The sequence below is a fragment of the Cupriavidus sp. CPT47-8839-RL05A genome (assembly GCF_058792255.1).
The window spans coordinates 94,965-109,747 of record NZ_JBYTEG010000027.1 but is presented as its reverse complement, the minus strand read 5'-3'; the positions used below and the strand labels follow the sequence as shown (position 1 = coordinate 109,747).

Annotated in this window: 15 protein-coding genes; 11 read left to right on the top strand and 4 right to left on the bottom strand. The window is 66.6% G+C overall.

Annotated elements, in window-relative coordinates; translation table 11 throughout:
- Positions 1–128, bottom strand: a 128-nt coding sequence (locus AC3WVS_RS27475; protein ID WP_492321149.1) for an SDR family NAD(P)-dependent oxidoreductase, incomplete at its 3' end; no start/stop codon positions are given.
- A 190-nt stretch (positions 129–318) separates the two neighbouring features.
- On the opposite strand from AC3WVS_RS27475, the gene AC3WVS_RS27470 reads away from it, so the two are divergent.
- Positions 319–1,221 (top strand): LysR family transcriptional regulator, encoded by a 903-nt coding sequence (locus tag AC3WVS_RS27470; protein WP_010813949.1) that lies wholly within the window; start codon positions 319–321, stop codon positions 1,219–1,221.
- Positions 1,222–1,242: 21 nt separating this feature from the next.
- Here the strand turns inward: AC3WVS_RS27470 and AC3WVS_RS27465 are convergent, their stop codons facing one another.
- Together AC3WVS_RS27465 and AC3WVS_RS27460 are read right to left on the bottom strand one after the other, a co-directional pair.
- Positions 1,243–1,749, bottom strand: a complete 507-nt coding sequence (locus AC3WVS_RS27465; RefSeq protein WP_492321142.1) for a DUF2628 domain-containing protein — start codon at positions 1,747–1,749, stop codon at positions 1,243–1,245.
- A 196-nt stretch (positions 1,750–1,945) separates the two neighbouring features.
- The gene (locus AC3WVS_RS27460) at positions 1,946–2,413 is read right to left on the bottom strand and encodes an MgtC/SapB family protein (protein ID WP_010813951.1); all 468 of its coding nucleotides are present in this window, start codon (positions 2,411–2,413) and stop codon (positions 1,946–1,948) included.
- A 502-nt stretch (positions 2,414–2,915) separates the two neighbouring features.
- Between AC3WVS_RS27460 and AC3WVS_RS27455 the strand changes: the two genes are divergently transcribed.
- The 5 genes from AC3WVS_RS27455 to AC3WVS_RS27435 all read left to right on the top strand — a co-directional run bounded on the left by AC3WVS_RS27455 (position 2,916) and on the right by AC3WVS_RS27435 (position 8,490).
- Positions 2,916–4,085 (top strand): acyl-CoA dehydrogenase family protein, encoded by a 1,170-nt coding sequence (locus AC3WVS_RS27455; RefSeq protein ID WP_492321141.1) that lies wholly within the window; start codon positions 2,916–2,918, stop codon positions 4,083–4,085.
- Between the two features lie 8 nt (positions 4,086–4,093).
- Positions 4,094–5,290 (top strand): CaiB/BaiF CoA transferase family protein, encoded by a 1,197-nt coding sequence (locus AC3WVS_RS27450; RefSeq protein ID WP_492321140.1) that lies wholly within the window; start codon positions 4,094–4,096, stop codon positions 5,288–5,290.
- A 73-nt stretch (positions 5,291–5,363) separates the two neighbouring features.
- Positions 5,364–6,746: an MmgE/PrpD family protein gene (locus AC3WVS_RS27445; RefSeq protein WP_492321139.1), complete on the top strand. Its 1,383-nt coding sequence runs from the start codon at positions 5,364–5,366 to the stop codon at positions 6,744–6,746.
- Positions 6,747–6,756: 10 nt separating this feature from the next.
- Positions 6,757–7,581: an HpcH/HpaI aldolase/citrate lyase family protein gene (locus AC3WVS_RS27440; protein WP_492321138.1), complete on the top strand. Its 825-nt coding sequence runs from the start codon at positions 6,757–6,759 to the stop codon at positions 7,579–7,581.
- A 42-nt stretch (positions 7,582–7,623) separates the two neighbouring features.
- Positions 7,624–8,490: an HTD2 family dehydratase gene (locus AC3WVS_RS27435; protein WP_492321137.1), complete on the top strand. Its 867-nt coding sequence runs from the start codon at positions 7,624–7,626 to the stop codon at positions 8,488–8,490.
- 180 nt (positions 8,491–8,670) lie between these two features.
- On the opposite strand, the gene AC3WVS_RS27430 is transcribed toward AC3WVS_RS27435, so the two are convergent.
- Positions 8,671–9,342, bottom strand: coding sequence for a GntR family transcriptional regulator (locus AC3WVS_RS27430; RefSeq protein ID WP_492321136.1), 672 nt, complete (start codon positions 9,340–9,342; stop codon positions 8,671–8,673).
- A 360-nt stretch (positions 9,343–9,702) separates the two neighbouring features.
- Here AC3WVS_RS27430 and AC3WVS_RS27425 point away from each other — a divergent pair, with 360 nt between their 5' ends.
- The 5 genes from AC3WVS_RS27425 (at position 9,703) to AC3WVS_RS27405 (ending at position 14,742) form a co-directional block, all read left to right on the top strand.
- A complete protein-coding gene (locus tag AC3WVS_RS27425; protein WP_492321135.1) occupies positions 9,703–11,052 on the top strand; it encodes an MFS transporter in 1,350 nt (449 codons plus the stop codon).
- A gap of 29 nt (positions 11,053–11,081) precedes the next feature.
- Positions 11,082–11,876, top strand: coding sequence for a citryl-CoA lyase (locus AC3WVS_RS27420; RefSeq protein ID WP_492321134.1), 795 nt, complete (start codon positions 11,082–11,084; stop codon positions 11,874–11,876).
- Positions 11,873–13,075, top strand: coding sequence for a CaiB/BaiF CoA transferase family protein (locus AC3WVS_RS27415; protein ID WP_492321133.1), 1,203 nt, complete (start codon positions 11,873–11,875; stop codon positions 13,073–13,075). The genes AC3WVS_RS27420 and AC3WVS_RS27415 overlap by 4 nt, the downstream gene beginning before the upstream one ends.
- Positions 13,072–13,554: an Lrp/AsnC family transcriptional regulator gene (locus AC3WVS_RS27410; protein ID WP_492321132.1), complete on the top strand. Its 483-nt coding sequence runs from the start codon at positions 13,072–13,074 to the stop codon at positions 13,552–13,554. The genes AC3WVS_RS27415 and AC3WVS_RS27410 overlap by 4 nt, the downstream gene beginning before the upstream one ends.
- Before the next feature lie 204 nt (positions 13,555–13,758).
- On the top strand, positions 13,759–14,742 hold the full coding sequence (locus tag AC3WVS_RS27405; protein ID WP_492321131.1) for a Bug family tripartite tricarboxylate transporter substrate binding protein: 984 nt from the start codon (positions 13,759–13,761) through the stop codon (positions 14,740–14,742).
- Positions 14,743–14,783 lie beyond the last annotated feature (41 nt).

Here is a 14,783-nt window from a genome sequence, read left to right as displayed (position 1 = left end):
ATCGACACGCCGAGGTCATTGACCACCACCTTGGCGCCGGCGGCGGCCAGTGCCAGCGCGATGCCGCGCCCGATTCCACCACCTGCGCCCGTCACCAGCGCGACCTTGCCTGCCATCAAACCGCTCATTGCGTTGCTCCTCTGAATACTTTTTGTGCGGTCACCGACCGCAAACCCGGCCAAACACCCCTGCGCCGCGGGCATTCGCCCGCCGGTGCGGTCAATCCGGATGTCCACTCCGCAGCGGATACGATAAATTGACGGCCGAGACTTTGGAATTCACGAATCACAAAACTGGCCTTTGGCCTGACGGAAGCCCATGCATTACGACCTGACCGATCTCCGCCTCTTCCTGAACGTTGGCGAGACGGAGAACCTGACCCGCGCGGCCGAACGCAGCTTCCTGTCGCTGCCCGCGGCCAGCACCCGGATCAAGCAGCTGGAAGAGGCGTTCCAGACACAATTGCTGATCCGCCAGGTCAAGGGGGTGCGCCTGACGCCGGCGGGCGATGCGCTGCTGCGCCACGCGCGCGAGGTCTTCCGCGAACTGGAATGCCTGCACGCCGACCTGCGGCCCTATGCCAAGGGCGTCAAGGGCCGGGTGCGGCTGCTGGCCAATACCACCGCCACCAACTCGTTCCTGGCCACCGGCGTATCGCGCTTCCTGAGCGAGAACCCGGACGTGGATATCGAGCTGGAAGAGCACCTGTCGCAGGAAATCGTCTCGGCGATCAGCGCCGGCGCCGCCGACCTGGGCATCGTGGCCGGTGAAGTCGCCACCCAGGACCTGGACGCGATGCACCTGTGCAGCGATGAGCTGATCGTGATCGCCCCCGTCAACCACCCGCTGCCGGCCTTCAAGCGGCTGCATTTCGCCGACCTGCTCGATACCTGCCGCTTTGTCGGCCTGAACCAGTTCAGCGCGATCCAGTCGTTTTTGGACCGCATCGCCGGCGGCATGGGCAAGCGCATCAGCCTGCGCATCCAGGTGGGCAGCTTCGATGCCGTATGCCGCATGGTCGAGGCCGGCGCCGGCATCGCCATCGTGCCCAACAGCTGCGCGCGCCGCTACGCCAGCCGCAAGGTGCTGCGCTTTATCCAGCTGGAAGACGAATGGGCCAAGCGCGAGCTGCGCCTGGTGCGCCGCCCGGGGCGCGAACTGCCCCAGTTTGCCGAAACCCTGATCCAGTACCTGGTCGACGCGGCGCGCGAGCCCGTGTAAATCAGGGAAGCCGCCGGCCGTTCAGCCGGCGGTCAGCCCGCCGCCCTGCACCACCAGCCCCGCCAGCGGGCTCAGCGACACCGTCATCACGACCAGCAGCAGGCCCATGGCGAAGACACCGGGCCAGCTGGTGCGGCCACAGCGCGCCAGCGAATCATGCACCAGTTCCGGTGAGAAATGGTACTCGCGCAGGTGCCGGATGGTCGCCTCGGCATGCCAGCGGTAGATCTGGTTGCCATACATGCCCAGCAGCAGCGCCATGGCATACAGCATCGGCCGGACCGCCAGCGGCATCTTCAGCCCGAACAGCGCGTGCAGCACCGGTTCGGCGCAGACGATCAGCGCATAGACCCCCACCTGCCAGTACATGCGCCGGTAGGCCATCCAGAACGGCCCCAGCAGGCACGCCGCCCAGTTCCACGACATGCCGCCGCGTGCCTCTGCCAGGGACCAGCGCTGGCTGTAGTACGCATAGCGCGGCCCCACGAATGCGGCCAGCGCCGCGTCGTCACGGATCGATGATTTCATGGCTGCCTCCCCCTGCTCTGCCACGGCCGCGCCTGTGGATCGCGGCGCAACCTGTGCCACAGCATAGGGCGCAGCGCGCGCGGGCAGCGTGCGCTGGCGCGCATTGCTGTGGGAAATGACGCAAATTGGCGGGCAAGCGAACAGACCGGCGCACGCCGGGCGGCACGGGGTGCCGGATGCGCCGGGCGCGGGTGCGCTATTTCCAGCGCTGCAGGACCTGCAGGATGACCAGCGTGAAAATGGTGGCGATCACCGCCGTGGTATCGCGACCCAGGCCGGCAGCCACGCCGATGGCCGCGACCATCCAGATGCTGGCCGCGGTGGTCAGGCCCTGGATGTGGGCTTCGTCGCTGTGCTTCAGGATCGCGCCGGCGCCAAGGAAGCCGATGCCGGCAATCAGCCCCTGCAGCACGCGGCTGATGTCGGCCAGCGGCGTCCCTGCCTGCAGCGGCACCAGCACGAACAGCGCCGAGCCCAGCGCCACCAGCATATGGGTGCGCAGCCCCGCTGCCTTGCCGGAGGCCTCGCGCTGATAGCCGATCAGGCCGCCCAGCAGCACCGCCATGAACAGGCGTGCCAGGATGCGGGTGGCCTCGCCAGCGTCCGGCACATCGGCGAACTCGGCGCGCAAGACACTGTAGATCTCGGACCAGACCCCGTCCATGGCTCGTCTCCGGGTGCTTGGGTACAGACCTGAGCGTAGCACGGGATGGCCTGCCGGCAACCGGGCCGGCGGGCCGCAAGGCACTCGCGCCACGCCGCGCGGGGCCGCCCGCCAGGCGCTTGCGGCTGCGTCCTACATCGCAAGCGGAAGCTTTCCGACAGTGCCGGCATGACGGCATTCCTATATTGGAATCACCGATTACCGTCATCGACAGGAGTTGCACCATGCCCTATATCCTTGCCTGGCTACTTGGCGTCCCGGCCTTCATCCTGGTCCTGATCTGGCTCTTCATGCACTGATTCCCAGGCCCGGCGTGCCAGCCATCCCCGCGCAAGAGGCCGCTGCACCGGCCTCTTGCGCAACTGCGGGCGCCCCGGCGCCGCATGCAGCTTCCGCCTCCCCCCGCTTCCGGCCCACCTAAGCCGCTCTTTCGCAAATCCGAATTTCAGCGTGCCGGGGGCTCGGGAATAATGGCCCCATTCAATCCGAGCGGGGCTACCCCATGCACGCACATCAGGATCCAGACCAGCTGTACCCCGAAATCCGCGAAGCGATGCGCGACCTCTGCGCCGGCTTCGATTCGGCGTACTGGCAACGGGTGGAAGAGCAGAACGCCTTTCCTGAGACCTTTGTCCAGGCGCTGACCCAGGCGGGCTGGCTGTCGGCGCTGATCCCCGAAGCCTATGGCGGCTCGGGCCTGTCGCTGACCGCGGCCTCGGTCATCATGGAGGAAATCAACCGCAGCGGCGGCAATTCCGGCGCCTGCCACGGCCAGATGTACGTGATGGGCTGCCTGCTGCGCCACGGCTCCGAAGCGCAGAAACAGCGCTGGCTGCCGGGCATCGCCTCGGGCGAGCTGCGCATGCAGTCGATGGCCGTGACCGAGCCCACCACCGGCACCGACACCACCAAGCTCAAGACCACCGCGGTACGCCAGGGCGACAAGTACATCGTCAATGGCCAGAAGGTATGGATTTCGCGCGTGCAGCATTCGGACCTGATGCTGCTGCTGGCGCGCACCACGCCGCTGGACCAGGTCAAGCGCAAGTCCGAGGGCCTGTCGGTGTTTGTGGTGGACCTGCGCGATGCCATCGGCAAGGGCCTGACGGTCAAGCCGATCCGCAACATGGTCAACCACGAGACCAATGAGCTGTTCTTCGACAACCTCGAAGTCCCCGCCGAAAACCTGATCGGCGAGGAAGGCAAGGGCCTGAAGTACATCCTCGACGGCCTCAACGCCGAGCGCATCCTGATCGCCGCCGAGTGCATCGGCGACGGCTACTGGTTTGTCGAGCGCGCCAGCAACTATGCGCGCGACCGCATCGTGTTCGACCGCCCGATCGGCCAGAACCAGGCCGTGCAGTTCCCGATCGCGCACTCCTACATCAATGTCGAGGCCGCCAGCCTGATGCGCTACAAGGCCGCGCAGCTGTTCGACTCCGGCAAGCCGTGCGGCAAGGAAGCCAATATCTCCAAGCTGCTGGCCGCCGACGCGTCGTGGGAAGCGGCCAACGTCTGCCTGCAGACGCACGGCGGCTTCGGCTTTGCCGCCGAGTACGACATCGAACGCAAATTCCGCGAAACGCGCCTGTACCAGGTGGCGCCGATCTCGACCAACCTGATCCTGTCCTACGTGGCCGAGCATGTGCTCGAGCTGCCGCGTTCGTTCTAAGGCTTTCCATGTCCCAATCCCCCCAAGGCATCCGCCCGCTCGACGGCGTCCGCGTGGTGTCGCTCGAACACGCGGTGGCCGCTCCCTTCGCCACGCGCCAGCTGGCCGACCTGGGCGCCCGCGTCATCAAGATCGAGCGCCCCGGCGCCGGCGACTTCGCGCGCGGCTATGACCAGTCGGTGCACGGCCAGGCCTCGTACTTCGTCTGGCTCAACCGGGGCAAGGAAAGCCTGACGCTGGACCTGAAGGACAACGAGGCGCAGACCATCCTGCACCGCCTGCTGGCCGATGCCGACGTGCTGGTGCAGAACCTGGCGCCCGGCGCCGCCGCCCGCATGGGCCTGGACTTCGACAGCCTGCATGGCAAGTACGAGAAGCTGATCGTCTGCGACATCTCCGGCTATGGCGACTCGGGCCCCTATCGCGACAAGAAGGCCTATGACCTGCTGATCCAGGCCGCCGCCGGCCTGGTGGGCCTCACCGGCGGCCCGAACGAGCCGTCGCGCGCCGGCGTTTCGATCGCCGACATCGCGGCCGGCATGTATGCCTACAGCGGCATCCTCTCGGCGCTGCTGCAGCGCGGCCGCACCGGCAGGGGCCTGCGCGTGCAGGTGACCATGTTCGAGGCGATGGCCGAATGGATGAACCAGGTTCTCTATTTCGGCCACTATGGCGGCAAGCCGCCGGCTCGCTTCGGCGCGTCGCATCCGACCATCGCCCCGTATGGCGTGCATCGCACCGGCAATGGCAGCGTGATCTTCAGCGTGCAGAACGAACGCGAGTTCGCCAGTTTCTGCGAGGTCGTGCTCGGCAATCGGGAACTGGCACAGGACGAGCGCTTTTCCAGCAATACCGCCCGCGTGCGCAACCGCCCCGAACTCACCGCCCTCATCGAAGAACGTTTTGCGTCGCTGACGGTGGAGCAGGCCGAGGCGCTGCTGGACCAGGCGCAGATCGCCAATGCTCCGATGAACGACATCGAAGGCGTATGGAACCATCCGCAACTGCAAGCGCGCCAGCGCTGGCGCGAAGTCGCCACCCCGGGCGGCCCCATCGATGCGCTGCTGCCGCCCGCCAACCTGTCCGGCGTGGAGCCGGTGATGGGCGACGTACCGGCGCTGGGCGCGCACAGCCGCAAGATCCTCGCCGAACTCGGCTATGCCGACAGCGACATCGCCGCGCTGGCGGACAAACAGACTATCTGAGCCAATACCGGCGCCCGGGCAAACCGGGCGCTCCCTTCTTTCTGCAAGCACCTGTTCAATTTCCGGAGCCGGCATGAGCCAAGCCGCAGACACCACTTACCCCACCCGCCAGCTTTGCGATTTCCTGGCCAACCTCAAGCTGTCCGACGTGCCCGCGCCCGTGATCGAGCGCGCCAAGGACCTGTTCCTTGACTGGATCGCCTCGGCCATCGCGGGCAAGGACGCCCCGGCCGTGCGCCGCATCCAGGAGTTTGCCGCCGCGATGGGGCCGACGCAGGGCGCGGCCGAAGTGCTGGTGGACCGCCGCCGCACCTCGCCCTACTTCGCCGCGCTGATCAACGGCGCTTCGTCGCACGTGGTCGAGCAGGATGACGTGCACAACGGCTCGGTGCTGCACCCGGCCGCCGTGGTGTTCCCTGCCGTGGTCGCCGCCGCGCAGGCCGAAGGCAAGACTGGCGCCGAGGTGCTGCTGGCCTCCATCGCCGGTTATGAAGCCGGCATCCGCATCGGCGAATTCATGGGCCGTTCGCACTACCGCGTGTTCCACACCACCGGCACGGTGGGCACCCTAGCCGCCGCCGCGGCCGTGGCCAAGCTCTACGGCCTGGATGCCGAAGGCATCAACCAGGCTCTGGGCTCGGCCGGCACGCAGGCCGCGGGCCTGTGGGAATTCCTGCGCGACGCCGCCGACTCCAAGCAGCTGCATACCGCCAAGGCCGCGGCCGATGGCCTGCAGTCGGCCTGGCTCGCGCGCGCCGGCTTCACCGGCGCCAGGCAGATCCTGGAAGGCGCGCAGGGCATGGCCGCCGGCATGTCCAGCGATGCCAATCCCGCCTGCCTGACCGACGGCCTGGGCACGCGCTGGGCCACCGCCGAGACCTCGTTCAAGTTCTTCGCCTCATGCCGCCACACGCACCCGGCCGCCGATGCGCTCAAGGCGCTGATGCAGCGCGAAGGCATCGGCGCCGACCAGGTCGCCAGCGTCACCACGCACGTGCACCAGGGCGCCATCGATGTGCTCGGCCCGGTGGTCAACCCCACCACCATCCACCAGGCCAAGTTCTCGATGGGCACGGTGCTGGGGCTGGTGGCCGTGCACGGCCATGCGGGCCTGGGCGAGTTCGAGCAGCATGCGCTGCAGGACCCGAAGGTGACCGCCTTCCGCGGCAAGGTCGGCATGGAACTGGATGCCGAGATCAACGCCGCCTACCCGCGCCAGTGGATCGGCCGCGTCACCGTCACGACCACCGACGGCCGCACACTGGCGGCGCGCGTCGACGTGCCCAAGGGCGATCCCGACAACACCCTGTCGCGCCCGGATCTGGAAGCCAAGGCGCTGCAGCTGGGCGCGTTCCGCCACGGCGCGAGCGAGGCCGAGATGCGCACCATCATCCAGCGCGTGTGGGCGCTGGAGCAGGCCCCGAACGTCAACGACTGGCTGCCCGCCGCAGGCTGAGAGCCAAGACATGACCACTGCAGTCACCTACCTGTTCGTGCCGGGCGACCGGCCGGAACGCTTTGACAAGGCCGCGGCCGCCGGCCCCGATGTGATGATCCTGGACCTCGAGGACGCGGTCCATCCGGACGCCAAGCCCGCCGCGCGCGAAGCCATCGCCGAGTGGCTGGCCGGGCGGCCCGCGGCCAACGCCTTTGTCCGCCTCAACGACAGCGCCTCGCCATCCTTTGCCGCCGACCTGGCCTGGCTGCGCGCGCTGCCGCCGGGCACCGCGCTGGCCGGCCTGCTGGTGCCCAAGGCAGAAGATGCCGCCGCGCTGGCCACCATCGCGCAGGCCCTGCATGCGATCAACCCGCAGGGCGAACTGGTCGCGATCATCGAAACCGCGCTGGGCCTGCATCAGATCGATGCCGTGGCCACGGCCCCCGGCGTGGCACGCCTTGCCTTCGGCTCGCTCGACTATGCAGTCGACCTGGGCTGCAGCCATACGCGCGACGCGCTCGCCTTTGCGCGCGCCCGCATCGTGCTGGCCTCACGCGTGGCCGGCCTGCCACCGCCGGTCGACGGCGTGACCACCGCACTGAAAGACGAAGCCGTGCTGGCCAGCGATGTTGCCTATGCGCGCGAACTCGGCTTTGCCGGCAAGCTCTGCATCCACCCGGCCCAGCTGGGCGCGGCGCGCGCAGGCTTCCTGCCCAGCCCCGAGCAGCTCGACTGGGCCCGCCGCGTGCTGGAAGCTACCGCCAGCGGCAGCCATGCGGTGCAGGTCGATGGCAAGATGGTCGACCGGCCCGTGATCGAGCAGGCCCGCCGGCTGCTGGCACTGGCGCAATAACCGGCCGCCCGACCACCTTCACGCATTACAAGGCTTATTGTCATGACTGACGCCACTCCTGAACTCGAACGCCTGCGCGGCTGGATCGGCCGCAGCGAAGCGCGCACCGAAACGCTGTCGCCGGAACCGGTGATCGGCCTCGCCGCCACCTTCGACCTCGACCCCGAGGCCGTCGCCGCCGGCCCGCTGCCGCCGCTGTGGCACTGGCTCTACTTCCTGCCGCGCGCGCCGCAGCGTGAACTGGGACGCGACGGCCATCCCACCCTCGGCGGCTTCATGCCGCCGGTGCCGCTGCCGCGCCGCATGTGGGCCGGCAGCGAGCTGAGCTTCAGCCATCCGCTGCATATCGGCGATACCGTCACGCGCACCTCCACCATCAAGGACGTGCAGTACAAGACCGGGCGCACCGGCGAGCTGTGGTTTGTCGCCGTCGATCACGAGCTGACCGTCAACGGCAAGACCGCGGTCAACGAGCGCCACGATATCGTCTACCGCGCCATGCCCGACCCGTCCAGGCCGCAGCCGCCGCGCCCGCGCCTGGAGCAGGCCGCGCAGTGGCAGCGCACGCTGCAGGCAGACCCGGTGATGCTGTTCCGCTACTCGGCACTGACCTTCAACGGCCATCGCATCCACTATGACCGCCAGTACACGCGCGAGGTCGAGGGCTACCCCGGCCTGGTGGTGCACGGGCCGATGCAGGCCATGCTGATGCTGGACCTGGTGGCGCGCGAGCAACCGCAGGCGCGCGTGCGCCGCTTTGGCTTCCGCGGCCTGGCCCCGCTGTTCGACCAGGACATCATCACCGTCGGCGGCGCGGCCGATCCGGCGCAGCCTGGCCGGCTGGTGCTGTGGACGGGGGACGATGCCGGCGGTCAGGCGATGCAGGGTTGGGCGGAAGTGGAAGGTTAAGAGCGCCGCCGGTTTGCTCTCCGGTCCCCCCTCTCCGATCGGGAGCGGGGTGCAAACCAGCAGCGCCGGAAACAACAGCATGTCAAGGCATGCCCTAGGTTGACCCCTTCTTGCAGCTTCCAGGGCCGAGCAGGCTGAGGCCATGGACGCCTGACGGAGCCTGAATCGGCGACAGCTGGTTCAGGGCCTGAAGGTGTCGGCTGGCATGCGGTCCACGAAATCGCTCGCGCGCCTGAGGTGTTCGCGCATCAGTTGGGCAGACTTGTCGGCATCGCCGCTGACGATGGCCTGGGCGATGAGGCGGTGCTCGCTGACCGACTCCTGCAGCGCCTCGCCTTGGATGGCATTGCCGAGCTGGAACATGAGCATCGGCAGTTGCAGGCGTCCGATGAAATCGGTGAGTTGCGCATTCCCGCATTCATCGGCGATGGCCTGGTGAAAGCGCCTGTTCTCCTCGAAGTAGGCCGCCGGGCTCATTGCATGGTGATCTTCCCAGATCGCCTGGGTCGCCTGCAGGAAACGTTCGCGCACGCATGCCTCGTTCATGCGGCCGGCCGCGCGGCGCGCCGCCAGTGCCTCAAGCTCCGCGCGCACCTCGAACAGCTCCCGTATTTCGGTGTGCGAGTAGCGCCTGACCATCGTGGTCTGATTCGGAATGCTCTCCACCAGGCCTTCAGCCGACAGCCGGCGGAAAGACTCGCGCACGGGACCGCGGCTGACGCCAAGCTCGCGCGTCAGATCGGCTTCGACCAGGCGCTGGCCCGGCACGAAGCGCCCGCTCAGGATGGCCTGCCTCAGGCTGTCGACGACATATTCGAGCGTGCTGCGTGGCGGGGCGGATGGATTGGTCATTTCAGGTGCTCTCCTCGCGATTACGCTGATTTTACCGCACCAATTCGTACATTATTGTCCTACATATTGATAGGGTACTCTTCACAAAAGTGATGAGCAAACTGCAATAGTGTCTTCAGCGGCATTCCCATATGTTGCCTTTCTGAGGCCAAATAGCCGCCAATCCCAGAGCTTCCCAAGCCCGATCAGGACTAACCCTCATTGGCATTGCCTCGATAGCTACACTATTGTCCTACAAAATAGTCGAACAAAAAGACGACGGCTGAATGTGGAACTGGCATGCGCCGTAAAAGCGCATCCGATAAGCGACAGGGCGCCGATGCACACGCATCCCCCGACCCATAACGAATGGAGACTGCAATGGCCGTGAGCATTCAGCAAACGCCGATCGACGCCACCTTGCCCGATCTTGAGAAGCGCACTTATGACAAGGTGTTCTGGCGGACAGTGCCGCTGTTCTTTGTCTGCTACGTGATCTCGTACCTCGACCGCGTCAATATCGGCTTCGCCAAGCTGCAGATGCTCGGCGACCTGGACCTGAGCAACAACGTCTATGCGCTCGCGGCAAGCATGCTTTTCTGGGGCTATGTGCTCTTTGAAATGCCGAGCAACCTGATCCTGCACCGGGTCGGCGCGCGGCGCTGGATTTCGCGGATCATGATCAGCTGGGGTTGCGTCTCGGTTTCGATGATGTATATCGAGCCGCTGGCCGCGGTGTTCCACACCAGCTCGGCAACCATGTTCTATGTGCTGCGCTTCCTGCTGGGCGTTTGCGAAGCCGGCTTCTTCCCCGGCGTGGTGCTCTACCTGAACCAGTGGTTTCCCTCGCACAAGCAGAATCGCGTGCTGGCCGGCTTCATGTTCGCGCTGCCGCTGAGCCTTTGCATCGGCGGACCGGTATCGGGTTGGATCTTGCAGAACATGCATGACACGCTCGGGCACCGCGGCTGGCAATGGATGCTGCTGGTCGAGGGCCTGCCCGCAGTGATCCTGGGCATCGTGGTGCTGGCTTGCCTGACGGACTCGGTCGACAAGGCGCGCTGGCTCAACGCCGACGAGAAGGCGCTGATCAAGCGCAACCTCGCCACGGAAAACGCGCACAAGACCCACAATTTCGGCGCCGCCCTGAAAAGCCCCGTGATCTGGCTGCTGTGCGCGATCCTGCTGACCATGAACACGGGCTTCTACGGCCTGTCGTTCTGGCTGCCTTCCATCATCCAGGCCACCGGGCTCAAGAACGTCTATCACGTCGGCCTGCTTTCAGCGCTGCCCTACGTGGTCGCGGGCGTGGTCCTGGTGGCCAATGCGATGCACTCGAATCGAACCGGCGAACGCCGCCTGCACGCCGCGATTCCGGCGGCCTGCGCCGGCATCGGCCTGATCCTGAGCGCGGCCTGCGCCGAACAGCTGGGCCCGTCCCTGCTGCTGATCTCAGTCGCCGCGGCAGGGATCCTCGGCGTGACGCCGCTGTTCTGGATCTTCGCGGGGCGCGCCCTCACCGGCGCCGCTGCCGCGGCGGGGCTGGCCATGATCAATTCGGTCGGCAGCCTGGCCGGCATCACCGGCGCCATGATCACCAATGTCGCCAAGAACGTGACCGGCAACATGAACAGCGGCACCTATGTGCTCGGTGCATGCCTGCTGCTGTGCTGCCTGCTGATCCTGCTGTTGCCGCGCGCCATCGTGTCGGCCGATGCGCCGAAGTCCTAGTGTCCTGAGAATTCAATACGGAGAAGTTGATGGAAGAACAGAAGCTGCAATCGGACATGGGCTGGAGCACGGCCGATCGCATCACGGTGCGCGGCCTGGATCTGTGCCAGGACGTGCTGGGCAAGATCGCGCTCGGTGACTTTGCCTTTCTCGAAGTCACCGGCAGAAGGCCGAGCGCGGCCGAGTCGACCGTGTTCAACGCCATTCTCGCGGTGCTGGTCGAGCACGGCATGACGCCCTCCGCCATGGTGGCCCGCCTGACCTATCTTGGAGCGCCGGAATCGATGCAGGCCGCCATTGCTGCCGGCCTGTGCGGCATGGGCACGACCTTCGCCGGCACCGCCGAAGGTGCGGCCCGGCTGCTGCAGCAGGTCCGTCCCGTCGGCTCGGCGAGCAGCTATGACGTGGCGGAGACGGCCGCGCGCATCGTGCAGGAGCATCGGCAGCAACGCCTGCCGGTGCCAGGCATCGGCCACCCCGTACACAAGCCGGTCGACCCGCGCGCCGTCGCGCTCTTTGCCATCGCCGAGGAAAACGGTCTGGCCGGGCCCTACGTCGCCCTGATGAAGGCGATCTCGGCTGAAGCCGAGCGCGCCTTCGGCAAGCCAGGCAAATTGCCGGTGAACGCCACCGGGGCGATTGGCGCCATCGCTTCCGAGCTTGGCCTGTCCTGGAAGCTGTGTCGCGGCCTGGCCGTGGTGAGCCGCGCCGTCGGCCTGCTCGGCCATCTGGCCGAGGAAATCGAACACCCGATCGCCAATGCGTTGTGGGTGCGCACCGAGGAAGAGACTTCGTCGCACCTCGTTCCGAAGGAGTCGCAATGAAAGTCCTGCAGAGAATCCGCGTCATCGAGATCGGCCGCTTCATCACCGCGCCGCTTGCCGCCCAGTTGCTGGGCGAGCTCGGGGCCGAAGTGATCAAGATCGAGTCGCCCAAGGTGGTCGACCCGTTCCGCACCTTCGATGGCGGCATGTACGCCGGCCATTTCCAGTCGCACAACCGCAACAAGCGTTCGCTGGTGCTCGACTTCACCACGCCTGAGGGCCGGCAGGTGCTGCAGGAGCTGCTGCTGGACGCGGATGTGCTGCTGCTGAACATGCGCCCCGGCAGCGAAAGCAAGCTGGGCCTGGACGCCGGACACCTGCACCGGCTCAATCCCCGGCTCGTGCATTGCTCGATCACGGGCTTCGGCGCCGACGGGCCCTACGCGCACCGCCCCGCCTTCGACAACGTCGGCCAGGCGCTGTCCGGCTGGATGTCGATGTTCCATCGCGGCACCGATTCACGCGTGCCCGGCCCGCCGGTATCGGACACCATCTCCGGCATCTATGCCTGCATCGGCATCCTTGGCGCGCTGGTCGAGCGCGCCAGCACCGGACGCGGCAGGAAGGTCGAGGTCTCGATGCTGGAGGCGATGATCGCGCTGGCCACGGAACCGCTCGGACAGTTGTCGGCCTATGGCAGCACGCCGGAATTCTTCAGCCGCGCCTCGAAGTCGCAGTCCTACCTGGTCACGTGCAAATGCGGACGCCGCATCGGGCTGCACTTGTCATCGCCGGACAAGTTCTGGCAGAACCTGCTCGCCGCCATCGAGCGGCCGGATCTGGCGCAGGCGTATCCCGACCGCCAAAGCCGCGTACACGGCTATGACGCCATCGCCGCCGAGCTGAGCGCAGTCTTTGCCAGCGCCGACCGCGACACCTGGATGGCACGCCTGGAACAACACGACGTACCGGCGGCGCCGGAACTGCGGCTCGACGAGCTGGAAAGCGATGCCCAGGTACGCCATCTCGACATCTTCTATCAGCTCGACCATCCCGACTACGGACCGGTCCGCGCCGCCAACCGCGCCATCCGCTACGACGGGGACAACGCCAGCGGCTTCCGCGCCCCGCCGGCGTTCGGTGAGCACTCAATCGAAATCCTGCGCGAGGCTGGCATTGCCGAGGCCCGCATCGAGCAGCTTCTCGCCTCGCATGCGGTGGTCGACCATCACAGGTCCGGGAGCGGCGACGGCCCATGATCGATCTCGACAAAATCGACCTCAGGATCCTGGCCGAGCTGCAGCGCGACGCCAGCCTCACCAATGTGGAACTGGCCGCGCGCGTCAATCTCTCGCCGTCGCCGTGCCTTGCCCGTGTGCGCCTGCTGAAGCAGTCCGGACTGATCAGCAGGCACGTCACGCTGCTGGATCCCCGCAAGCTTGGCCTCAACGTCAACGTGTTCATCCAGATCACGCTGGAAAAGCAGACCCGCGCCGGTCTGGAATCGTTCGAGCGCGAGGTCTCGGCACTGCCACAGGTCATGGAGTGCTATCTGATGAGCGGCGATTCCGATTACCTGATCCGGGTGATGGTTTCCGAGGTGCAGGCACTGGAGCACTTCATCGTCGACAAGCTGACGCGGCTCGATGGCGTGGCCAGCATCCGGTCGAGTTTCGCGCTCAAGCAGGTGAAGTACCAGACCGCGCTGCCATTGCCGGAGCCCATCGCACAAAGGTAGGGACTGCCGCGGCAATCGCCTGCCCCCTCACACATGCACCACAGTGCAGCACATCGTGCCGCCCGAGCCCGGCACCGCGGAATTTTCGCCGGTGCACCCGGTGCATTCGGCCCCGGAACGACACATCATGCTTCGCCCCCATCCGTAGAATGGCCGAAATAAGTGTTTGAAAACACATCCGATGACAAAGCGGCAGGAGACACAATGCGCTACCCGAAGAGTTGCCTCGGCCTGTTAGGAATCAGCGCCGCGATTCTCGCCGGCGTGCCCGCCCAGGCCGCCGCCGATGCATACCCCACCCGCCCCATACGGCTGGTGGTTCCGTTCGTGCCGGGTGGCGTCACCGACGCCACCGCGCGGCTGGTAGCGGACCAATTGGGGCAATCCCTGGGCCAGTCCGTGATCGTCGACAACCGGCCCGGTGCGTCCGGCAATATCGGCGCGGAAGCGGTGGCCAGGTCGAACGCCGACGGCTACACCCTGTTGCTCGGCTTCGACGGCGCGCTCGTGACCGGCACGCACATCACGAAACCGCGCTTCAATGTGCTGACCGACTTTGCACCCATCACCAAGGTCGGTGACGCCACCCTGATCTTCGTGACGAGCCCTTCGGTGCCGGCCAGGGACTTCAAGGACCTGGTCGCCTACGCCGCCACCAGGAAGAGCGCCGGCTTGTCATACGGCAGCTCCGGCACCGGCACCACTTGCCATCTTGCCGGCGAACTCCTCAAGGAGCAGGCCGGCATCAACCTGCAGCACATTGCGTACAAGGGCGGCTCACAGGCGCTGACGGATGTGCTTGGCGGCTCCCTCCCCGTCCTGTGCACCGCCGTCGCCAGCGTGTCCCAGTATGTGAAGAGCGGCCAGGTCCGCGCTATCGCCGTCACTGGTGGCCGCCGTATCGCCTCGCTTCCCGAAGTGCCGACACTGATGGAATCCGGGGTCAGCAACTTCAGCGTCGATTCCTGGGTCGGCATCCTCGCGCCGGCCGGCACCCCAGCCGCAGTGGTCACGCGCTTGCAGCGGGAGATCAGGAAGGTGCTTGAGCAGCCGGAAACCAGGGCCAGGATGCTCGAGCTCGGCATCACCCCGGTCGGCAACACCCCGGATGAATTCGGCAAGCAGATCCGCCTGGACTACGCACGATACGGCGAGGTGGTGAAAAAGGCCGGCATCACGCTCAACTAAGCAGGCGCGGCCAAGAGGGACGGCACTGTACGTCATGCGGC